The 20,905-nt window shown below is 42.6% G+C and carries 19 protein-coding genes and 3 pseudogenes; 13 read left to right on the top strand and 9 right to left on the bottom strand.

Features of this window, described 5'->3' with window-relative positions; translation table 11 throughout:
* Nucleotides 1–80: 80 nt before the first annotated feature.
* From FDF36_RS04590 to FDF36_RS04565, 6 genes are all read left to right on the top strand, one after another.
* The gene (locus tag FDF36_RS04590) at nt 81–854 is read left to right on the top strand and encodes a 3'-5' exonuclease (protein ID WP_005788747.1); all 774 of its coding nucleotides are present in this window, start codon (nt 81–83) and stop codon (nt 852–854) included.
* A 2-nt stretch (nt 855–856) separates the two neighbouring features.
* Nucleotides 857–2,050, top strand: a complete 1,194-nt coding sequence (coaBC, locus tag FDF36_RS04585) for a bifunctional phosphopantothenoylcysteine decarboxylase/phosphopantothenate--cysteine ligase CoaBC (RefSeq protein WP_220390514.1) — start codon at nt 857–859, stop codon at nt 2,048–2,050.
* A gap of 3 nt (nt 2,051–2,053) precedes the next feature.
* On the top strand, nt 2,054–3,739 hold the full coding sequence (recN, locus tag FDF36_RS04580) for a DNA repair protein RecN (RefSeq protein WP_220390513.1): 1,686 nt from the start codon (nt 2,054–2,056) through the stop codon (nt 3,737–3,739).
* Nucleotides 3,740–3,798: 59 nt separating this feature from the next.
* A complete protein-coding gene (gene rlmB / locus FDF36_RS04575) occupies nt 3,799–4,539 on the top strand; it encodes a 23S rRNA (guanosine(2251)-2'-O)-methyltransferase RlmB (protein ID WP_005788741.1) in 741 nt (246 codons plus the stop codon).
* A 20-nt stretch (nt 4,540–4,559) separates the two neighbouring features.
* Nucleotides 4,560–6,266 carry a tetratricopeptide repeat protein gene (locus tag FDF36_RS04570; RefSeq protein WP_220390512.1) on the top strand — a complete coding sequence of 569 codons (1,707 nt, stop codon included), beginning with the start codon at nt 4,560–4,562 and terminating at the stop codon, nt 6,264–6,266.
* 297 nt (nt 6,267–6,563) lie between these two features.
* Nucleotides 6,564–6,938, top strand: coding sequence for a RidA family protein (locus FDF36_RS04565; RefSeq protein ID WP_005788735.1), 375 nt, complete (start codon nt 6,564–6,566; stop codon nt 6,936–6,938).
* Here FDF36_RS04565 and FDF36_RS04560 read toward each other — a convergent pair.
* A complete protein-coding gene (locus tag FDF36_RS04560) occupies nt 6,906–8,270 on the bottom strand; it encodes a bifunctional folylpolyglutamate synthase/dihydrofolate synthase (RefSeq protein WP_220390511.1) in 1,365 nt (454 codons plus the stop codon). The two genes, FDF36_RS04565 and FDF36_RS04560, sit on opposite strands and share 33 nt — an antisense overlap.
* 130 nt (nt 8,271–8,400) lie before the next feature.
* Here FDF36_RS04560 and FDF36_RS04555 point away from each other — a divergent pair, with 130 nt between their 5' ends.
* The 3 genes and pseudogenes from FDF36_RS04555 to FDF36_RS04545 all read left to right on the top strand — a co-directional run.
* Nucleotides 8,401–9,726: a PhoH family protein gene (locus tag FDF36_RS04555; RefSeq protein ID WP_220390510.1), complete on the top strand. Its 1,326-nt coding sequence runs from the start codon at nt 8,401–8,403 to the stop codon at nt 9,724–9,726.
* 160 nt (nt 9,727–9,886) lie between these two features.
* Nucleotides 9,887–11,791 (top strand): polysaccharide biosynthesis protein, encoded by a 1,905-nt coding sequence (locus tag FDF36_RS04550; protein ID WP_220390509.1) that lies wholly within the window; start codon nt 9,887–9,889, stop codon nt 11,789–11,791.
* Between the two features lie 356 nt (nt 11,792–12,147).
* A pseudogene (locus FDF36_RS04545) lies at nt 12,148–12,600 on the top strand (DUF2589 domain-containing protein); the annotation flags it as partial.
* A 62-nt stretch (nt 12,601–12,662) separates the two neighbouring features.
* On the opposite strand, the gene FDF36_RS04540 reads toward FDF36_RS04545, so the two are convergent.
* The 3 genes from FDF36_RS04540 to FDF36_RS04530 form a co-directional block, all read right to left on the bottom strand.
* A complete protein-coding gene (locus FDF36_RS04540) occupies nt 12,663–13,637 on the bottom strand; it encodes a dihydroorotate dehydrogenase-like protein (RefSeq protein ID WP_220390508.1) in 975 nt (324 codons plus the stop codon).
* A gap of 54 nt (nt 13,638–13,691) precedes the next feature.
* Nucleotides 13,692–14,360, bottom strand: a complete 669-nt coding sequence (locus tag FDF36_RS04535; RefSeq protein WP_220390507.1) for a YggS family pyridoxal phosphate-dependent enzyme — start codon at nt 14,358–14,360, stop codon at nt 13,692–13,694.
* A gap of 146 nt (nt 14,361–14,506) precedes the next feature.
* A complete protein-coding gene (locus FDF36_RS04530; protein ID WP_005788684.1) occupies nt 14,507–14,971 on the bottom strand; it encodes a DUF4494 domain-containing protein in 465 nt (154 codons plus the stop codon).
* Nucleotides 14,972–15,308: 337 nt separating this feature from the next.
* On the opposite strand from FDF36_RS04530, the gene FDF36_RS21445 reads away from it, so the two are divergent.
* Nucleotides 15,309–15,524, top strand: a complete 216-nt coding sequence (locus tag FDF36_RS21445; RefSeq protein ID WP_310503285.1) for a hypothetical protein — start codon at nt 15,309–15,311, stop codon at nt 15,522–15,524.
* A gap of 327 nt (nt 15,525–15,851) precedes the next feature.
* On the opposite strand, the gene FDF36_RS04520 is transcribed toward FDF36_RS21445, so the two are convergent.
* A complete protein-coding gene (locus FDF36_RS04520; RefSeq protein WP_220390505.1) occupies nt 15,852–16,166 on the bottom strand; it encodes a helix-turn-helix domain-containing protein in 315 nt (104 codons plus the stop codon).
* Nucleotides 16,167–16,171: 5 nt separating this feature from the next.
* A pseudogene (locus tag FDF36_RS04515) lies at nt 16,172–16,508 on the bottom strand (type II toxin-antitoxin system RelE/ParE family toxin).
* Between the two features lie 100 nt (nt 16,509–16,608).
* On the opposite strand from FDF36_RS04515, the pseudogene FDF36_RS21125 reads away from it, so the two are divergent.
* Nucleotides 16,609–16,917, top strand: a pseudogene (locus FDF36_RS21125) (DUF4858 domain-containing protein); the annotation flags it as partial.
* A gap of 437 nt (nt 16,918–17,354) precedes the next feature.
* Here the strand turns inward: FDF36_RS21125 and FDF36_RS04510 are convergent.
* The 3 genes from FDF36_RS04510 to FDF36_RS04500 form a co-directional block, all read right to left on the bottom strand.
* On the bottom strand, nt 17,355–18,248 hold the full coding sequence (locus tag FDF36_RS04510; protein ID WP_220390504.1) for a DUF4373 domain-containing protein: 894 nt from the start codon (nt 18,246–18,248) through the stop codon (nt 17,355–17,357).
* A gap of 140 nt (nt 18,249–18,388) precedes the next feature.
* Nucleotides 18,389–18,736 carry an SH3 beta-barrel fold-containing protein gene (locus tag FDF36_RS04505; protein WP_044301806.1) on the bottom strand — a complete coding sequence of 116 codons (348 nt, stop codon included), beginning with the start codon at nt 18,734–18,736 and terminating at the stop codon, nt 18,389–18,391.
* A gap of 67 nt (nt 18,737–18,803) precedes the next feature.
* Nucleotides 18,804–19,037: a hypothetical protein gene (locus tag FDF36_RS04500; RefSeq protein ID WP_005780393.1), complete on the bottom strand. Its 234-nt coding sequence runs from the start codon at nt 19,035–19,037 to the stop codon at nt 18,804–18,806.
* A 783-nt stretch (nt 19,038–19,820) separates the two neighbouring features.
* Between FDF36_RS04500 and upfY the strand changes: the two genes are divergently transcribed.
* Nucleotides 19,821–20,381: a capsular polysaccharide transcription antiterminator UpfY gene (gene upfY, locus FDF36_RS04495; protein WP_220390871.1), complete on the top strand. Its 561-nt coding sequence runs from the start codon at nt 19,821–19,823 to the stop codon at nt 20,379–20,381.
* 11 nt (nt 20,382–20,392) lie between these two features.
* Entirely contained in the window at nt 20,393–20,875 is a 483-nt protein-coding gene (locus tag FDF36_RS04490) for a UpxZ family transcription anti-terminator antagonist (protein WP_005820796.1), read from the top strand.
* The last annotated feature ends 30 nt before the right edge of the window (nt 20,876–20,905 follow it).

Genomic DNA, 20,905 nt, shown 5'->3' with positions numbered 1-20,905 from the left:
AGAGACATCATTCTTTTTTGAATTGAAACTCTGTGCCCTCAGTGTCCTCTGTAGTGAATTAAAACAAAACCGTATAAACAATGAAACTCAACCTAAAGAATCCTATCGTCTTTTTTGATCTGGAAACGACCGGGACAAATATCAACTCAGACCGAATTGTAGAAATCTGTTATCTTAAAGTATATCCCAATGGGAATGAAGAGTCGAAAACTCTTCGTATCAATCCCGAAATGCCTATTCCTGCCGAATCATCTGCCGTTCATGGTATTTATGATGCTGATGTAGCCGATTGTCCTACTTTTAAGGAAGTGGCAAAGAGTATTGCCAATGATATCGAGGGCTGTGATCTGGCTGGTTTCAATTCCAACCGTTTTGATATTCCCGTGTTGGCAGAAGAATTTCTGCGTGCGGGTGTGGATATCGATATGAGTAAGCGCAAATTTGTGGATGTACAGGTGATTTTCCATAAGATGGAACAGCGTACTCTTACGGCTGCTTATAAGTTCTATTGTGGCCGTAATCTGGAAGATGCGCATACGGCGGAAGCCGATACCCGTGCCACGTACGAGGTACTGATGGCTCAACTCGATCGTTATCCGGAAGAGTTGCAGAATGATATGTCTTTCCTGGCCGATTATTCAAGCTATAACAAGAATGTGGATTTTGCAGGACGTATGGTATATGACGACAATGGGGTAGAGGTTTTCAACTTTGGTAAATACAAAGGACAGTCGGTGAGTGAAGTACTGAAAAAAGATCCGGGATATTACAGTTGGATTCTGAACAGTGATTTCACGTTGAATACAAAAGCCATGTTGACCAAGATTCGTCTGCGTGAGTTAACCGGAAAATAATTATGCTGAACGGAAAGAAAATTATACTCGGTATTACCGGTAGCATAGCTGCCTATAAAGCTTGTTACATCATACGTGGCCTGATCAAACAGGGAGCTGAGGTACAAATCGTAATTACTCCCGCCGGAAAAGAATTTATCACTCCGATAACTCTCTCTGCGTTGACCGGCAAACCTGTCATCAGTGAATTCTTTGCTCAACGTGACGGTACGTGGAATAGCCATGTAGATCTGGGATTGTGGGCGGATGCCATGTTGATAGCCCCTGCTACGGCTTCTACCATCGGAAAAATGGCGAATGGCATAGCCGATAATATGCTGATTACGACTTATCTTTCTGCTAAAGCACCGGTTTTTGTTGCTCCGGCTATGGACCTGGATATGTTTGCCCATCCCAGTACTCAAAAGAACCTGGATACCCTTCGTTCGTATGGCAATCATATCATTGAGCCGGCTTCGGGTGAATTGGCCAGTCATCTGGTAGGAAAAGGCCGTATGGAAGAACCGGAGAATATAATCCGGGTACTTGATGAATTCTTTTCATCAACGGGCGAACTGGCGGGGAAAAAAGTGCTGATCACGGCCGGACCGACTTATGAAAAGATTGATCCGGTACGCTTCATCGGCAATTATTCTTCCGGTAAAATGGGGTTTGCCTTGGCTGAGGAGTGTGCCCGTCGCGGAGCCGATGTGGTACTGATCACAGGTCCGGTACAACAGAAAACATATCATTCACATATTACCCGCATTAATGTGGAGTCCGCTCAGGACATGTATGAAGCGGCCATGGCGCAATACCTCTTGGTCGATGCCGGAATACTGTGTGCAGCGGTAGCGGATTTTACTCCGGATACTGTTGCTGACAAGAAGATAAAACGGGAAGGAGACGAGTTGTTGCTGCACCTTAAACCCACTCACGATATTGCTGCTGCATTGGGTAAGATAAAAAAAACGGGACAGAAGTTAATCGGTTTTGCTCTTGAAACGAATGACGAACAGCGCAATGCCGAAGGAAAGCTGATCCGGAAGAACTTTGATTTCATTGTGCTGAATTCATTGAATGATGCTGGTGCGGGTTTCCGTTACGATACCAATAAGATAAGTATTCTTAGTTGCAGGGGCAGAACCGATTATCCGTTAAAATCTAAGACAGAAGTAGCCAGAGATATTATTGATAGAATGATAAAAGAAATGTGATTTATGTTACGTTCATTATACATCCAGAATTATGCTCTGATTGAGAAACTCGATATTCGTTTCGAAACCGGATTTTCTGTAATCACCGGAGAGACCGGTGCCGGAAAATCTATTATTCTGGGCGCAATCGGACTTTTACTTGGACAACGTGCCGATGTGAAAGCTATCCGGCAAGGCGCTTCTAAATGTGTTATCGAAGCACGATTCGATATATCGGCCTATCACATGAAAGCCTTTTTCGAAGAGAACGAGTTAGAGTATGAGCCTGAATGCATACTTCGTCGTGAAGTACAGTCATCCGGTAAAAGTAGGGCATTTATCAATGATACACCTGCTTCGCTCACACAAATGAAAGAACTGGGTGAGCAATTGATCGATGTACATTCTCAACATCAGAACCTGTTGCTCAATAAGGAGGGCTTTCAGCTTAATGTGCTTGATATTCTTTCCCATAACGAAGAGGCTTTGGATGTATACCATCATTTGTATCAGGATTGGAAAAAACTCTGTAAGGAACTCGATGAACTGATTGTTCTGGCTGAACAAAGTAAGACGGATGAGGATTATATCCGTTTTCAGTTGGAACAACTGGAGGAGGCACATCTTACGGCCGGAGAACAGGAAGAGTTGGAACAAGAGGCCGAGACATTGGCACACGCCGAAGACATCAAGGCCGGACTGTACCGGGTGGGACAAACTCTTGCTTCGGATGAAGGAGGACTGCTGCCTGTATTGAAAGAAAGTCTTGGCACTTTGAGTGGGCTGCAGAAAGTATATCAACCTGCCGGTGAGTTGGCCGAACGGATGGAAAGCACTTACATCGAGTTGAAAGATATAGCCCAGGAGATATCAGATCAGGGCGAAGGCATTGAATTTAATCCATTACGACTGGAGGAAGTGAATGACCGGTTGAACTTGATCTACTCTTTAGAACAAAAACATCGTGTGCAGACCGTCGAAGAGTTGATTGCTCTTTCGGAGCAATATGCAACAAGACTTGCTGCCATTACTTCGTATGACGACCGGATCGTTAAACTGACGGAACGGCGCGATACACAATATAATAAGGTAAAGAAGCAAGCCGCTGTCTTGACAAAGGCCCGTACAGAGATTGCCCGTGAAGTGGAGCAACAGATGGCTGCCCGTTTGATTCCTTTGGGAATACCCAATGTCCGCTTTCAAGTGGAGATGGGGTTGAAAAAAGAGCCGGGTCCGCAGGGTGCGGATACTGTTAATTTCTTGTTCTCAGCCAACAAAAACGGAACGTTGCAGAGCGTGTCTTCTGTTGCGTCCGGTGGTGAGATAGCTCGTGTTATGTTATCTATAAAGGCAATGATTGCAGGAGCTGTGAAACTCCCCACAATTGTGTTCGACGAGATCGACACCGGTGTATCCGGCGAGATAGCAGATCGCATGGCGGATATTATGCAAGAGATGGGCGAACAAAACCGGCAGGTAATCAGTATTACGCATTTGCCGCAGATTGCAGCCCGTGGACGTGCCCATTATAAAGTGTATAAGCGGGATAATGATACGGAGACTAACAGTCATATTCGTCGTTTGACCGATGAAGAACGGGTAGAGGAACTGGCTCACATGTTGAGTGGTGCCACCCTGACGGAGGCGGCGCTGAGTAATGCGAGGGCGTTGCTGGAACCTTCTTTGAAAGAAAGAAAAATAATAAAATAAGTATATGTGGTGTACAATAAGTGATAACGAGTTGTATGTCCTAAAATGCAGACAATTACATGATTGATAAAAGCGAAATGATTTTCGGCGTTCGTGCCGTGATTGAAGCCATTCAGGCTGGTAAAGAGATAGACAAGATTTTGGTGAAAAAAGACATTCAGAGTGACTTGTCAAAAGAGCTGTTTACTGCTCTGAAGGGTACGCTGATTCCTGTCCAGCGCGTTCCGGTGGAACGTATCAACCGTATCACCCGTAAGAATCATCAGGGGGTGGTTGCGTTTATCTCTTCGGTAACGTATCAGAAAACGGAAGATTTGGTGCCTTTTCTTTTCGAAGAAGGTAAGAATCCTTTCTTTGTCATGCTTGACGGAATTACGGATGTGCGTAATTTTGGTGCTATAGCCCGTACTTGCGAATGTGCCGGAGTAGATGCCGTCATTATTCCTGCAAAGGGAAGCGTTACGGTCAATGCGGATGCGATGAAGACCTCGGCCGGTGCATTGCACACTTTGCCGGTTTGCCGTGAACAGAATCTGAAAACAACCTTGCAATATCTCAAAGATAGCGGCTTCCGTATTGTGGCTGCTACCGAGAAAGGAGATTATGATTATACGAAGGCGGATTATACCGGTCCGATGTGTATTATTATGGGGGCTGAGGATACCGGTGTTTCCTATGATAATCTTGCACTATGCGACGAATGGGTCAAGATTCCGATGCTGGGCAGCATTGAATCACTCAATGTATCTGTAGCCGCAGGTATCCTGATTTATGAAGGCGTGAAACAACGTACAAATTAAAAGAAACAACATTCAAATACATGAAAAAGAGCATACTATTCACATTTGTGCTTTGCCTCCTGTCACAATGGAGTGTAGCACAGGCCCCGAAGTGGGTTGAGAAAGCGAAACGATCGGTTTTTTCCATCGTTACGTATGATAAAGACGACAAAATCCAGAATACCGGTAACGGATTCTTTGTAACCGAAGACGGAGTGGCTCTGTCTGATTATTCACTGTTTAAAGGTGCCCAGCGTGCTGTTATCATTAACTCAGAAGGTGAAAAGATGCCTGTTGAGTGTATTCTGGGAGCGAATGATATGTATGATATCATTAAGTTTCGTGTGGGTATTACGGTGAAGAAAGTACCGGCTTTACAAGTGGCTGCTCTTGCTCCGGCTGTGGGTGCTGAAGTTTATTTATTGCCTTATTCCACTCAGAAAGGCGGCAACGTGACCCGTGGTAAAGTGAAAAAGGTAGATAATATCGGTGGTGATAAATATCATTACTATACGCTGGACATGGTATTGAAAGATAAAATGGTCAGTTGTCCGGTCACTACGGCTGACGGTAAAGTGTTTGGAGTGGCACAGAAATCCTCGGGACAAGATACTGCCTCTATCAGCTATGCTGCCGGTGCGGCTTTCGCCATGTCTCAAAATATCAGTGCGCTTGCGCTGAGCGACCCTGCCCTGAATGCCATCGGCATAAAGAAGGGGTTACCCGAAGATGAAGATCAGGCTCTGGTCTATCTCTTTATCGCTTCAACACAATCCACACCTGAGGCTTATGCCATCGCCCTTGACGATTTCATAAAGACTTTCCCGAACAGTGCCGACGGTTATCTTCGCCGTGCCGGAAACTATGTTTTTGCAGACAAGGATGAAAGCCACATGGATAAGGCGGCTGCCGACCTGGAACATGCGCTGAAGGTTGCACAGAAGAAAGACGATGCCTATTATAACATAGCCAAGCTGATATACAATTATCAATTGAGTAAACCCGAAAATGTTTATAAAGACTGGACGTATGATAAGGCTATGGAAAATGTACGGAGTGCGATTGCCATTCAGAGTTTACCCGTCTACCAGCAGTTGGAAGGAGATATTCTTTTTGCCAAGCAGGATTATGCAGGTGCATTTGCCAGCTATGACAAAGTGAATCAGAGCGAACTGGCATCTCCTGCCTCTTTCTTCAGCGCTGCTAAAGCGAAGGAGTTGAGTAAAGCTGCTCCTGAAGAAGTAATTGCTTTGTTGGACAGTTGTATAGCCCGTTGCCAGACACCTATAACTTCCGATTTGGCTCCTTACCTGCTGGAACGTGCCCAGATGTATATGAATGTAGAGAAGTATCGTCCGGCACTGGCAGATTATGATGCCTATTTCAATGCAGTGAAAGGTAGTGTCAATGACCTGTTCTATTATTACCGTGAGCAGGCTGCCTTCAAGGCCAAGCAGTTCCAGCGTGCGTTGGATGATATAGCAAAGGCGATCGAACTTAATCCGGAAGATCTCACTTATCGTGCAGAACAGGCTGTGGTAAATCTCCGTGTCGGCCGTTACGAAGAGGCCGAGAAAGTATTGAAAGACGCATTGGCTATCGATCCGAAATATGCTGAAGGATATCGTTTGCTGGGAATCTGCCAGATTCAGTTAAAGCAAGAGAAAGCGGCTTGCGCAAGCTTTGCCAAAGCGAAAGAGCTTGGAGACCCCAATGTAGACGAACTGATTAAAAAACATTGTAAATAAAGTATCCCCGAAATCTAAAAAAGAAGAGGCTGTCGTCATTGCGATAGCCTCTTTCTTTTTATGGAGAGAGTCATTTGGACTTCCTCCGTTCTATAAAGTTTAGGTCTTATTGAGTTAAAGTTATATCTGGTTCTTTTGTGTATTCATATATATAAATGCGTTTGTTTGTCAAATACTGCATAGCTCTTCCATATTTTTCTTATCTTTGTTCATCTAAGAGTATTCTTGATGGATGCCTTTATCATCTTCAGGATACTAACTTTACTATAAATATTAATTATTAATTAATCAAATAAGATGAAAAAAGTAATTTGCAGTGAGAAGGCACCGGGAGCTATCGGGCCTTACAGTCAAGCTATTGAAGCTAATGGAATGGTATTTGTCTCTGGTCAGCTTCCTATTGATGCAGCTACGGGTGTGATGCCTGATGGTGTAGAAGCGCAAGCCCGCCAGTCACTCGAGAATATAAAACATATCCTTGAGGCTGCCGGTCTGACAATGGCAGATATTGTAAAAACAACTGTTTTCCTCCAGGATATGTCTCTGTTTGCCGGAATGAACGGAGTATACGCAACTTATTTTGACGGTGCATTTCCCGCTCGTTCGGCTGTTGCCGTGAAAGCCTTGCCTAAAGATGCCTTAGTCGAGATCGAGTGCATCGCGGCACGATAATAAGTCGGCTACAATAAAGCTACTGCCTCCTACGAAGATCAGGTCTTCCGGGAGGCTTTTTTCTTGTGCGGCCTTTACGGCAGACTGAACATCGGGATAAGCATTGCCTTGCAGTCCGGCAGAAGCTCCGAACTGCTGTAACTGAGCCTCCGGTAGTGCTCTTTTGACGCTCGCTTTTGTGAAATAATACACTGCGTTTTTAGGAAGTATGGATAATACTCCACTTACGTCTTTGTCGCTCACCATACCGATGACCATGTGCAGACGATTGTATTTCATTTGTTTCAGTTGTTCTACGATATAAGAAATCCCTGCTACATTGTGTCCCGTATCGCAAATGACAGTGGGAGAGTCACTCAATTTCTGCCAGCGTCCTTGCAAACCGGTCATTTTATCTACTTGCAGGAATCCGTTTCTCACGTCATGATCTTCTATCTTATAACCCAGGCTTTTCAGAACAGGGAGAGCCGACAGTAGCGTATTTGTATTTTTTAGTTGGTACGAACCGCCCAATACTCCTTCCAACCCGGGATATGCATCATTTTCGTAGATCCAGCCGGTAATAAACTCTGCTTCGGTATTCGGCTGATGATCTGTATACTGTCCCGATTTTCGATCTGCACAAGCTTTTAATTTAGTCACTCCTTTCAATCTTTGCTCTTCTTCTGCAAAGATGACCGGAGCCTCCATCTCTTGTGCTTTCCGAAAAAATATAGGCTTGGTCTCTTCTGTCGTCTCACCAACAACGACCGGTATCCCCCTTTTGATGATACCCGCTTTCTCCGTTGCTATTTTGGGCAGCGTATTACCTAAAAACTGCATATGGTCGAAACTGATGTTGGTGATGATGCTCAAATCCGGACGTATGATATTGGTACAGTCCAGTCGTCCTCCCAATCCGACTTCAATGATAGCCACGTCTATATGTTGATCGGCAAAGTATCGGAATGCCATTGCAGTGGTCAATTCAAAGAATGAAGGATGCAGAGGTTCAAAAAATGGACAATGGTCTTCCACAAAGCGGATGACGTATTCTTGTGGGATGGGCTCGCCATTAATGCGGATGCGCTCTCGGAAATCGACTAAATGGGGCGAAGTGTAGAGCCCGACTCTATATCCGGCCGATTGCAGAATGGCAGCCAATGTATGTGAACAGGAACCTTTTCCGTTGGTCCCTGCAATGTGAATGCTTTGAAATGCTGTGTGGGGATGTCCCAAATATTCATCTAATGCATAGGTGTTTTCCAGTCCCTCCTTGTACGCACTGCTTCCTACCTGCTGAAACATGGGAACACTGTTGTATAGGTAGTCTAAAGTCTCCTGATAATTCATGTTTTATAATATTTAACGGGTAACTTCCTTTGTTTGCCTTTTTATTTGTTATCTTAGTTGCAACAATTCATCACAGTGGTGGTCAATTGTCTTTTTGATTGCAAATATCAACATTTAAATCTAACGAATCATGGGAACAAAGAAAAATTTTGTGCTCGACACGAATGTTATTCTTCACGACTACAATTGCCTGAAGAATTTTCAGGAGAATGATATTTATCTTCCGATTGTTGTTTTGGAAGAATTGGACAAGTTCAAGAAGGGAAATGAACAAATCAATTACAATGCACGTGAGTTTGTACGCGAACTCGATTTGATAACCGACGACAGTCTGTTTACCCATGGTGCCCCTTTAGGTGAGGGGTTGGGTAAGTTGTTTATTGTCACTGGCGATTCGGAGGCTCCCAAAGTACATGAATCGTTTCCGGTTCGTAAACCGGATCATCAGATATTGGCCGTGGCCGAATTTTTGGCCCGGAAATATCCGAAGATGAAAAATATTCTGGTGACCAAGGATGTTAACCTTCGGATGAAAGCCCGTTCCATCGGGATACTTTGTGAGGACTACATAACCGATAAGGTAGTGAATGTCGATATTTTTGAAAAGTCGAACGAGGTGTTCGAAAATATAGAACCGGATCTGATCGACCGTATTTATTCGTCCAGAGAAGGGTTGGATATCAGTGAATTTGACTTTAAAGACATCATCCGCCCTAACGAATGTTTTATTCTGAAGAGCGATCGCAGCAGTGTGCTTGCCCGCTACAATCCTTTTACACATACGGTTTGCCGAGTGAATAAAACCAAGAATTATGGTATCGAACCTCGTAATGCGGAACAGAGTTTTGCTTTCGAAATTCTGAACGATCCGGATATCAAACTGGTAGCTTTGACAGGTAAAGCCGGAACAGGTAAAACCTTGCTTGCACTGGCGGCAGCCTTGGGCAAACTCACGGAATACAAGCAGATCCTGTTGGCCCGTCCTATCGTGGCTCTTTCAAATAAAGATTTAGGATTCCTTCCGGGAGATGCAACAGAAAAGGTAGCTCCTTATATGCAACCTCTGTTCGACAACCTGAATGTGATCAAACGCCAATTTGCTTCTAACTCTACCGAAGTGAAGCGGCTGGAAGATATGCAGAAGAGTGAACAACTGGTTATAGAGGCATTGGCATTCATTCGCGGTAGAAGCCTGAGCGAGACCTATTGTATCATCGATGAAGCACAAAATTTGACTCCACACGAGATTAAAACCATTATCACCCGTGCCGGAGAAGGTACCAAAATGGTATTCACGGGAGATATCCAGCAGATCGACCAACCTTATTTGGATAGTCAGTCCAATGGCTTGGTGTACATGATCGATCGCATGAAAGATCAGAACCTCTTTGCACATGTCAACTTGGTGAAAGGCGAACGTAGTGAATTGAGTGAATTGGCAAGTAATCTAATGTGATATCTATATCTTGAAGGGGGGGGAGGAAAGGATTCCACCCCCTTTTTGCACTGTTATTCTACTTTTATTGTGTTAAAAACTTTATTTTGTCAAATAAAAATTCACGTGTTAGTGAAAATAGTGTATCTTTGCACCGCCTAAAACAAAAACTGTAAAACAAATGAAACAGAAATTTTTTCATCGGTATCTTTCCGCGAAGGTACTGCCCATTTGGACTATTCTATTGATTGACATATTTATTATCGTCGCATCCTGCCTGCTCGCTTACTCGCTTCGTTACGACTTCCGCAGCATTTTCTTAGATTCGTCGACAATAGATAAGACCATTCTTTGGACGGTAGTGGCCAACTTAATCTTCTTCCGGGTATTCCGTACCTATTCAAATGTGCTTCGCTTTTCTTCGTTTGTAGACATTATGCGCATATTTGTGTCGCTTACGGTCTCCTATGGGGTATTGATGATTCTGAGTCTTCTGCTGGATGCTTATCTGGGCATTCGGATCGGTGCCATCAGTGTACTGTTTATGGCATATGTGATCAATTTTGCTATGATGGCCTGTTCGCGTATTGTAGTCAAGATGTTCTTCGAAGTACTCAATTTTGACGGTAGCCACACGACCAACGTCTTTATTTATGGTGCTAAAGAAGCCGGAGTAAACATTGCCAAATCTCTGCGTGTCAATTTGCGTAATCATTATCGTCTTCGTGGTTTCATTGCCGACGAACCCGAACTGATTGGTAAGGTGATGATGGGGGCGAAAGTTTTCCCGAATGATGAAGCATTAATTGAAAACATGAATGACCGTGATGTGCATACCATCATCGTTTCTCCGGCTAAGATGGAAAAGCTGAAGAAATCAGACATGATTGATACTCTGCTTTCCAATAACGTGAAGTTGCTTACTGCTCCCCCTTTGAGTGAATGGGGTGGGCAGGCACTGAATAAAACCCAGTTGAAGGAAATACAGATTGAGGACCTTTTGCAACGCGAACCGATTGAGGTGGACATCCATAAGATAGCTTCTCACCTGGAAGGTAAACGCGTAATGATTACAGGAGCCGCCGGTTCTATTGGTAGCGAAATCATGCGCCAGGTCGCCTCTTTCAATCCATATAAGTTGATCCTGATTGACCAGGCCGAAACTCCGTTGCATGACATTCGTCTGGAATTGCAGGATCGTTGGCGTGACATTGATGCTGAAACGATTGTAGCTGATATTTCGAACGCAACTCGTATGGAGGCCATTTTCCGTGAGTACAAACCTCAGTATATATTCCATGCGGCTGCCTATAAGCATGTGCCGATGATGGAAGACAATGTATCGGAGTCTATTCAAATTAATGTATCGGGTACACGTACGCTTGCCGATCTGGCTGTTAAATTCGGTTCAGAGAAATTCGTAATGATTTCTACGGATAAAGCCGTTAATCCGACGAATGTTATGGGTTGTTCAAAGCGTATTTGTGAGATCTATGTACAGTCCTTGGCCAAGAAATTACAGAAGGAAGGCATACGTTCGGTACAGTTCATTACCACTCGTTTCGGCAATGTATTAGGATCTAACGGTTCGGTTATTCCCCGTTTCCGCGATCAGATTCAGCGTGGGGGGCCTGTCACAGTGACCCATCCCGAAATAATCCGTTATTTCATGACTATTCCAGAAGCTTGCCGTCTGGTACTGGAAGCCGGAAGTATGGGTAATGGTGGAGAAATCTACATCTTCGATATGGGTAAACCGGTTAAGATTGTCGATCTGGCAAAACGGATGATCAGCCTTTCGGGACGTACGGATGTGAAAATTGAGTTTACCGGTTTGCGTCATGGTGAGAAACTGTACGAAGAGTTGCTCAATGTGAAGGAGCTGACCAAACCTACTTATCACGAAAAGATTATGATTGCTACTGTACGTGAGTATGATTATGACGAAGTGAAAGAGAGAATCCAGAAGTTAATCGATGTAAGCTATACCTATGATCAGATGAAGATCGTAGCTGCCATGAAAGATATTGTTCCTGAGTTTGTCAGCAAAAACTCTTGTTTTGAAGCGTTGGATAAGAAAGATTGATCGTATAGGAATATCCTGATCTTATTTATATAATCCGAAGTTATAGTTGAATCTATAGTTTCGGATTTTTTTATGTATTCATGCTTTTCGCTACTTCACGATCTTATTAAATATGCCTTTTACGCTTTTGGGCAAATCATATTTCCGCTTTCTTTCTTGTGAGTTCAGTACTTTCTTCATATATTGTCTATTGGTTTCCGTTGGATCTGCCTGATACGTCTTTATTATTAATTTAGTCACTTCAAATAAAGAAAGACTTGGTTAGTTACGTAAACCTTCTTAAGATTTTATCTCAACCATTTTTAAATATAGGAACTAACAATAAATAATTTATGAAAGAGAATTTAACCAAACTCAAGATGAATGCCGATATGAACGCAAGCTATTCATCGAAAAAGGACTCTAAAGCGACTTCCGATTCTAAATACAGTGTAGAGTATACTATGGACGTGGCTGTAAAAGCCGGACAGGACAGTATGCCCGCAGGTCTTTCTAAAATCCTGGAATTGCTGGGTAATTCACTGGATGTTTCCGATCCTGACGGTACACTGGAAGTGAACAGCGACTTGCTGTTTATTGAAAATGGTAAAGAAACAGCGCAATTGATTGCTACCTATAAGGATAGAAACGGTCTGTTCTCTCCTGACAAACTGACTATTACAGGAACCGGTGCCAATGCGGTCGGCTTTAAGGTAAGTGGCGATAGTAAGATTATAGATTTGCCGGAAGGTAAATATACCGTCAAAGCAGAGGGAAGGGAGAAAGAAGTGACTGTCGAAGTGAAGAAAAATGCCTGCGGGGGTGTCTAATGTGGATTAAAAAGAGCGGTGAGCAAGCTGTGAAGCTTGTTCACCGTTCATCGTTATTATCTTTATTTCTCAGAAAAATATTTCAGGAATTGGGTACGTTCAAACATATTGATGCCTTCTACATCTTTGGCGTTCAATTTACCTTTGAATTGCGAGATGTGTTTGAAGCCTTTTCTTTCCATCCATGCACCCAGGAAACGGTTCATTTCTCCTATAAACAAGTTGGTGTTCTGATAAATGGCACTGCATACCTCTATGGCAGATGCTCCGGCTAAAATGGCTTTTACGATTGCGTCCGGTTTATGAATACCTCCCGAAGCGGCATAATCTATTTTAGTAACCAATGATGAAGAAATGCCTATCCAACGCAGGGTTGCCGAAAGGTCGGATGCGTTGCTGAACACGTCTCCTGAAGTATGCTCCATTTTCTCTACGTCAATATCCGGTTGGTAGAAACGGTTGAAGAGAACAACTGCCGCTGCACCGTTGGCATATAGTTGATCGATCAGAGCTACCGGATTCGTAAAGTTACTGCCCAACTTCATAATAACCGGAATACGAATCGTTTTCTTTATATGGCTTAAGATATCGATGTGACGCTGTTCAAATGAACCATATTTATATTGGACGTCCGATTGCAAAGCAAGAATGTTGATTTCCAGCGCGTCTGCACCGGCTTCTTCTATTTGTTTGGCGAAGTCTATCCATTCAGCATCGGTATAGCAGTTTATACTTGCAATGACAGGAATGGTGCAGGCCTTTTTGCTTTCTTTAATCAGTTCCAGATATTCAGCCAGTTTATGATTGCGGATATATTCAGCCAGATAGTCACTTCCTTCCGGATAATAAGACGGGTTTCTCAGGCGGTCAGCTTCCAGCATAATTTGCTCTTCGAACAGTGATTTCAGGACAATAGCTCCTGCACCGGCTGCTTCCAGCTTAGCGTTTTTAGCAGCGCTGTTAGTGAGTCCCGAACTACTGATGATAACAGGATTTTTTAAAGTCAATCCCGCAAAGGTTGTTTTTAAGTCGGCCATGGTAATTATTGTTAATGGTTTTTCAATGAATTTTCTGTTTCATTGTTTCAATTATTAATAAACTCTTTCCCCGAAAATTTTACTTCCTACTCTTACCAGCGTGCTGCCTTCTGCAATGGCGAGGTGATAATCGTGGGACATCCCCATTGAGAGTTCGCAAAAAGTCGGTTCGTCAGCAAAATATTGTTTTTTCACTTCGTGGAAGAAACAATTTAAAGAACGGAATTCCCGTTCGATTTGTTCTTTCGAATCTGTGTTGGTAGCCATTCCCATCAGTCCGCATATCTGTATGTTTGCCAATGCTTTCCATTCGGCGGCATTCAACATCTCCTTGCATTCGTCAAAACTGAAACCAAACTTGGTCTCTTCCTGGGCAATATGTATTTGCAGCAAACAGCGAATGACTCTTCCTGCTTTGATAGCTTGTTTATTTACTTCCGCTAACAACTTGTACGAGTCGATTCCATGGATCATGGACACATAAGGCGCCATATACTTGATCTTGTTGGTCTGCAAGTGCCCGATAAAATGCCACTCAATGTCCTTGGGCAGGCTTTCATACTTGCCTGTCATCTCCTGTACTTTGCTTTCTCCGAAAATTCTCTGTCCCGCGCGATAGGCTTCTTCAATGGTTTCGTTCGGATGGAATTTCGAGACTGCAACCAGTCGAACGCCGGATGGCAATTCGGCCAGGACCTGCTTTAAGTTATCAGTAACATTCATTTTTATACTGTTTTGAGTTCATTTCACCACAGATTACACGGATTTTCACAGATTGATAATTTTTTATTTCATTGAAAATTAGATTAAAACATCTGTGTTAATCTGTGTCAATCTGTGGTGAACTTAGTTCATTTCCTTATATAATATTATACTTCCGGTTTATCATTAGGCTCAGAACTATACGGATATACATCCATAATTGCTGTTTCAGCAACAGAACCGATCTGATAATCAGCCATTGTACCTTTCATGCCTTCGTCCAGCTTTTTTACAGCATCGCGCAGGTCGGCTGCCTGTACCAAAACTTGTGTCGACGTTTTTTTCTCAGCACCACTTTTTTCGTCCAGTGTGATAAAAATCAGTTTACACTTAAACCAGCGGTCAGCAGCTTCTTCTTCGCTGGGGAAAAGTTCACTATAGTTGGCTCGTTTGATGTCCGATACGGTAAATTCTCCTGTAATGAACGGAGTCATCTCCTCAATAATGCGTGCTTCTGCTTCTGTAAAGCTGAGTGCATCTACGAGATAAGGTTCAGTAACTTTCTTGTTCATTCCGTTTTCCATCAATTTCTCGTAACGGATCTTACACTCAAACCAAGTATGCATTGACATATTCTCTTTTGATTTTTAAGTAGTTAATATATGATTTACTATATAGATCTGCTTGTTTGCTAATCTATTCTACCACAAAGATAGTTCAAAATCTCTCTTTATGCTGTGATAAAGATAAGAATTTATTGCCAGTTTATTGTAATTTATCACCTCGCAGCCCGGAAATATGGGTTTATTGGGGGATTTTTGTTGATGAATTCGTAAGTTGGCGTTGGGTATACAATTTCTACAACATATCAAGTATGTGAGATTTAGTGCCTCATTGGAGAAAAGATCCGGACACCTGTAAGATCAAAACCGTTTCTTGCATATATGCGCGGAATAAATAACGGATAAAATGGATAAAGTGGTTTACGTATATCTCGTCTTTGAGAAAAAATACTATTTTTTCGGCAGCATCGCCGCCATTTATGACCACCTGAGCGCGGAACAGGTCGGAGCCGGCTACCATACGCTCTGGAATGTCCGGTGGAGAGAGACGTCGGTGCATACTACGTCCAGGGCTATCATAAAGGTCGGAAGGCTTCTGCGTGCCCGTAGTGGCAGGAAGTGACCTTATCTGTAATTTATGACAATAGTGATTGCCTGAGGAGTGGTCCGCAAGTGGAGGGTAAATTGAGGCAACATTACCTCGATTTTAATAAAAAGCCTGTTTCCCGGTAATATTCAGCGGTAAATTTACCTGTTTCCGGATAAATTACACACCTGTTTCCGTGATGCGTTTCATTAGGAACTGTAGGGGTTCCGGATTTAGAGAAATGGTATCATTTGATGGCGAGAGACCGGAAAGAGAAGAGGCGTTAGAAGCAAGCAAGAAGGAACTGATTATACAAAAATAGCCTATACGGTTTTATATAGCCTATTCTTTTTTATATCCGGGTTACCACAAAGCGACTTTTCCTAAATTGCCAATTTTAAGTTTAGCGCTTATTCCCATAGCCTTGAAAACTCTGGAAATGGTAGAAAAAGTCAGGTTCTTCCCGTTCTCGATCCGGGAGATCTGCGCTCTTTGTACCCCGATCAAGTTGCCTAATTCCTCTTGGGTCAGATTCTTGGATTGCCGGGCTTGTTTGATCGCTTCGCCAATCAGAAACGAATGCAGGTCCGCTTCAAACTTATCTCTCTTGGGAGTGTCTTTTTCTCCTATGTGCCTATCTAATATTTCTTCTTCTGTATAAAACTTCATTGTTTCCATACGCTTTATTTTTTTGAGTTAAAATATGCTTTTCTGATCTCTTCGGCTTTGGCTGTTTCTTTGGGCGGTGTCTTTTGAGTCTTCTTGATAAATCCATGCGTGGCAATCACCAACGTGTCTGCGCCGCTATCTTTGTCCCAAAAGGCCAGCAGCCTGTATTTTACTTTCTTATAGAATGTCCTGAACTCCCAAATGTCCGTATCATCTAATTTTTTAAAGAGTTCGGGGTCAATCACAAACTTCGCTTTGGCAATGTTGTAGATGATCCTTTGAGGGTAAGTGATTCAGAAAATCGTCTGCCTCCTTTGAATATACAACCTTGAATTTAGCTTTTACTTCCATTACTTTTATTTTGATGCAAAAATAAGCAAATAGTTCCATATAAAGAAACATTTTCCCAAAGAAATAAAATAAATTAATATAAAAGACAGCTTCCCGGTATGGCAATAAACAGTTATTTATAAAATCCCAGTTAGACACAGGGGATCCCCGAGTATTGATAAAGAGGAAAACTGATATACAGTTCAAGTTTACAGACCATTTGGCGTATCGTGTTTATGGTGGCTATGCTATTGATAAGAACCGAACAGTAATATTGCCAACTACAGCTACTCCATATTATGTGGGCACAGGTTTTTCTTATAGCCTTAATAAGAAATTACAGTTAAAAACAGGGGTAGAGTATCAGTACAACGTTGTTTATAAGCGTTGGGAATGGGTTTGGAATTCCGGTATCCGTTTTAGCTTTTAATGATTTCAGGCTAGATTCTCTACTTGTGTTGAACCATGGAATAAACCTTTATGCGCTTTACTATATAGATTGGAAGATTTCGTTAAAATAGAGTGGTTTCTCTGATACAAGAAAGTATTCTTATCTAGTAGTACGTAAATACAGTTTGTTATCCTTATTATTAACATTGTTAACACCCTTTCTCGGCCATTTTTATTCTTGTGTGCAAATAACAAGTCTTTTGCATTTAAAACACTTGTTATTTGCATCCAAAGAATAAACTTTAACTCTGTGTTAAAACAAAGCTTTTACTGATAGATATTTTGTACTTTGAATAGCTTGTTTTTCAGTTTGTTAAGTTTGATCTTTACTTCTTAGCCTCACTGAAGGTCTCTGCGGGCTAAAACCGATATACTTGCTTTTTTGCCAACTATACACAGGGGACTTGCACTATCCGTTTATTTCCTTTTTGTCTTATTTAGCGCCGCTATCAGATATCTTCCTTTAGCCCCTATATCGCTCCAGCAAGTGTTGGCAATCAGCCGCCACACCGTCGTTCCCTTTCTTCCATAGTCCGACAGCCTGAGAATGGCATTTACCTCGCTTACCTCGTTGATCCCCAATCTTTGGAGCGTATCCGTCAGTCCCGGATAATTGTGCGTCATCGTATTGAAAGCGTATCCCGGTATCGGGAGAGAAGCAGAATCCTCCATCCTTTCTTCCTCCTTCCCCTTGGGGGGAGCTGAGGGGGGTAATTCTTTATTTTCCTTTGCTTTACTTTCCTTTACTTTACTTTGTCCGGAATTGCATGCATTTTTTGCGTTAACGGCTACATCGTGTACTACATTTCCCGGGCTAACGGCTACATCTCCTGTACCGACAGCTACTTTTCCTTCTTTAAGCGGCTTGGGTCGTTCAATTTCCTGTTGTGTGGATGCATTGTCCGGTTTGCCGCTTTCCTTTTCCGGTCTCACCATCAGGTAGGGGAGCTCCGACAGCTCTCGCTTTCTCCGCTTCGTAGCTTCCAGCCATACCTTCTGTATGCTTTCCGAAGTCAGTATTCCGTTTTCCTGATAACTGTTTTCGTCCAGTATTCCTTTGATGAACAGAATTTTGATGATCCCCTTCACCTCTTCTGCTTGCACCTCTCTCCCTGCCTTGTTTGCGAAAATCAGGCACTGTTCTTCATCCCACCGTATGTAGTATCCCTCCTTGTAAATCTTGCACATCAGTTTCAGCACAATTGCCAACCCTTTTATTCCGTATTTTGCCTCTATCACTTCCATTGCGTTCTCTTCCATGAAGTTTACGCCCACCGGGAAATAGTTGATCCCGTCATATGCTATTGCCATATTGTTTTTTAGATTAGTTGTTTGTACTTTCAATAAGATATTTACCACAAATTACACCGGATTCCCAAAGACGTTTTCTCCTGATTCCTCAAAATAGAAATAATTCATTTGTGAAAATCTGTGTAATCTGTGGTGGCGCCCTATACGATCGGTCTCCACTCCATGAAGTTCTCCACCTGGAATGTTGTCCATCGCTGTTCGTCCACATTCCAGTAGACTACTGCGCCTTCTATTTTTGTGGGATCATACTTCTTGTGGAATTCCGCTTCATAGTAGATCAGTGTCGCTTTCACCAGTTTGAAATCTCCGTTCTGCTTCTGATAAGCAATAGCTGCGTGCCCGTATTGCAAGTGGTCTGTTAATTCTTCCAGGCGTTCCGCCATCCATTCGGCACACTGCTCGGTATATCCTTTCTCAAAGACAATCCGTCTCTTCCATCTCAGTTTCATGGCTTCACTTTGTGATGCCGGTCTTTTTTTCCGTTTCATACGTATATTTTTTAAGTTGATAAAATGTTATCGCTACGAAGATAGGGGACGTTTCATGTAAGGCGGATTATGATAATTCATTGTGCGTATTTTTGCGGATGATGGCTTTGTGCGGTTTGTCTTTTTCCATTTCTTCCCAAATGCTGCTGATATAGACTAATATTGAACTGATGGATAATGGTTTAAATACTCCGTTTTTAATATTTCCGATTAGTCTTTTTTCATTGATGTAGCGTGCGAGTGAAGCCTGACATGTATTGATATTTTGTATGTTCGCATCCTCTATGTAGGATTCTATCAACGCTTTGATAAGCTCTGCTTTGTGCGAAGTAATTCCACGTATCGGTATTCCTTTCTTTCTGCCTCTTGTTTCTTTAACTGGTTATGTAATAGTTGATTGCGTTTTGCTAATAGCGTTTTTTTACACTTTTGTCTACGGCTTGAAATAATCCTTTTTCTTTGTCCATAATTTCTTTTATTTTGTTAATAACTAAATGTTGTTAATTTGTGGCAAAGGTAGAAAGGAATCTATCGGTAGGCAAGTAAAGATGGAATTAAAGAGAAAATGAACCTTCTGATTAGATAATTATTTGATATATAGTATTATATTGGGTGAAAATGTGAGTGTTTCAATAGACGTTCGTTTAATTGAACGCAAAGATAGGGGGTATTTTTAGAACTACAAAATGTTTAATAAAAAAAATGATTTTCTTCTTTTGATTGTTATCCCAATATCTTAAACCACAGGTATTTATGAATTAACAAAAAACAGTTTATTATCTGTCTGATTTTGTTTTCTGTTCTCTTCTGATTTATATACAAAAATCATGTGTTTTTAAACGAACGTCTATTGAAACACTTTTTGTTTTCAATACCCTCGTTTAAAAGCTATTATAATAAATAACTATTTTCTGCCTCTCCTTCTGTGATAGTGGAGGGTCATTAAATAACATGGATGCACTGAATTTTTCATTAAAATCCGCATTACATAACTTGACCGGGAGGTATGCTTCGCTACTCCGGTGTCCCCAAAGAACATCCTGACGTGAACGACATGACAACATCCGCATCTATCGAATCTTCGATGGAGCGTTCTCAATCCCTCCTGTCTTCTTCCGCTTTGAACTGGTATGCCTTGCGTATCACTTACGGGCGTGAACTGGCTTTGCAGGAGTACCTCAATTCGGAGGGGATCGAGAATTTCATCCCCATGCACTACGAATATACCATTAAAAACGAGCGTCGGGTCCGTAAGCTTGTTCCTGCGGTCCATAATCTGGTTTTTGTCCGTTCCTCGCGTAGTTGTATCGATGCCATCAAAGAAAGCAAGTGCACCACGCTTCCTATCCGTTACATTATGGATCGTGAATACCATCGTCCCATCATCGTTCCTGATTCCCAAATGCGTAATTTCATGGCTGTCTCTGCGAATTATGATGAATCCCTGCTTTATTTCGAACCTTCTGAGTTGAACATCCGCAAGGGTACCCGTGTGCGTATCACCGGAGGCCTTTTCGAGGGGGTGGAGGGCGAGTTTGTCCGTGTCCGCAATGACCGTCGTGTCGTAGTCACCATCGAAGGAGTCATGGCTGTCGCCACCACTTTTGTCCATCCTTCATTGGTCGAACCTGTCATCGAAAAATAACATAACAAGATATGAACTATTTAGAATCCGAAATCTCCGCCCTTTATGCTTCTGCCCATGAACTTTGCTACTTAGGCATGGACGGTCGGCCGATCTACAGTGATCAATTCACCCGTCTGAATCGTGATGTTTTTTCTCAGGCTAATGCCTTGTACGACAAGCATGGCAATAGTCATGAAGAAGAGGCCCGGTTGTGTCTGTCGCTCCTGATGGGATATAATGCGACTCTCTATAATAACGGTGACAAGGAGGAACGCATTCAGCATATTCTGGATCGTTGCTGGGATGTATTGGAGCATCTGCCTGCCTCCCTGTTGAAAGTCCAACTGTTAGTTTATTGTTACGGAGAAGTTTTCGACGAGGAATTGGCTCGGGAAGCTCAGGCCATCATTGATACGTGGCAGGACAGGGAGTTGTCAGAAGAGGAGCGTGAGGTGATGGAACGTCTGAAGGATGTGCAAGAGAATCCGTATCCTTGGAGTGAGGTGGAATGATTCCGGTGGAGTGATTTCGGTATAGTAATT

It is taken from the genome of Bacteroides fragilis (genome assembly GCF_019583405.1).
Taxonomy (GTDB): domain Bacteria; phylum Bacteroidota; class Bacteroidia; order Bacteroidales; family Bacteroidaceae; genus Bacteroides; species Bacteroides fragilis_B.
This window is presented reverse-complemented; position numbering and strand designations above follow the sequence as displayed.

Excerpts from the sequence above, each read along its gene's own strand:
- FDF36_RS04590 (WP_005788747.1), top strand. The coding sequence starts at position 81 with ATGAAACTCAACCTAAAGAATCCTATCGTCTTTTTTGATCTGGAAACG.
- coaBC (WP_220390514.1), top strand. The coding sequence starts at position 857 with ATGCTGAACGGAAAGAAAATTATACTCGGTATTACCGGTAGCATAGCT.
- recN (WP_220390513.1), top strand. The coding sequence starts at position 2,054 with ATGTTACGTTCATTATACATCCAGAATTATGCTCTGATTGAGAAACTC.
- rlmB (WP_005788741.1), top strand. The coding sequence starts at position 3,799 with ATGATTGATAAAAGCGAAATGATTTTCGGCGTTCGTGCCGTGATTGAA.
- FDF36_RS04570 (WP_220390512.1), top strand. The coding sequence starts at position 4,560 with ATGAAAAAGAGCATACTATTCACATTTGTGCTTTGCCTCCTGTCACAA.
- FDF36_RS04565 (WP_005788735.1), top strand. The coding sequence starts at position 6,564 with ATGAAAAAAGTAATTTGCAGTGAGAAGGCACCGGGAGCTATCGGGCCT.
- FDF36_RS04560 (WP_220390511.1), bottom strand. The coding sequence starts at position 8,270 with ATGAATTATCAGGAGACTTTAGACTACCTATACAACAGTGTTCCCATG.
- FDF36_RS04555 (WP_220390510.1), top strand. The coding sequence starts at position 8,401 with ATGGGAACAAAGAAAAATTTTGTGCTCGACACGAATGTTATTCTTCAC.
- FDF36_RS04550 (WP_220390509.1), top strand. The coding sequence starts at position 9,887 with ATGAAACAGAAATTTTTTCATCGGTATCTTTCCGCGAAGGTACTGCCC.
- FDF36_RS04540 (WP_220390508.1), bottom strand. The coding sequence starts at position 13,637 with ATGGCCGACTTAAAAACAACCTTTGCGGGATTGACTTTAAAAAATCCT.
- FDF36_RS04535 (WP_220390507.1), bottom strand. The coding sequence starts at position 14,360 with ATGAATGTTACTGATAACTTAAAGCAGGTCCTGGCCGAATTGCCATCC.
- FDF36_RS04530 (WP_005788684.1), bottom strand. The coding sequence starts at position 14,971 with ATGTCAATGCATACTTGGTTTGAGTGTAAGATCCGTTACGAGAAATTG.
- FDF36_RS21445 (WP_310503285.1), top strand. The coding sequence starts at position 15,309 with ATGGATAAAGTGGTTTACGTATATCTCGTCTTTGAGAAAAAATACTAT.
- FDF36_RS04520 (WP_220390505.1), bottom strand. The coding sequence starts at position 16,166 with ATGGAAACAATGAAGTTTTATACAGAAGAAGAAATATTAGATAGGCAC.
- FDF36_RS04510 (WP_220390504.1), bottom strand. The coding sequence starts at position 18,248 with ATGGCAATAGCATATGACGGGATCAACTATTTCCCGGTGGGCGTAAAC.
- FDF36_RS04505 (WP_044301806.1), bottom strand. The coding sequence starts at position 18,736 with ATGAAACGGAAAAAAAGACCGGCATCACAAAGTGAAGCCATGAAACTG.
- upfY (WP_220390871.1), top strand. The coding sequence starts at position 19,821 with ATGGAGCGTTCTCAATCCCTCCTGTCTTCTTCCGCTTTGAACTGGTAT.
- FDF36_RS04490 (WP_005820796.1), top strand. The coding sequence starts at position 20,393 with ATGAACTATTTAGAATCCGAAATCTCCGCCCTTTATGCTTCTGCCCAT.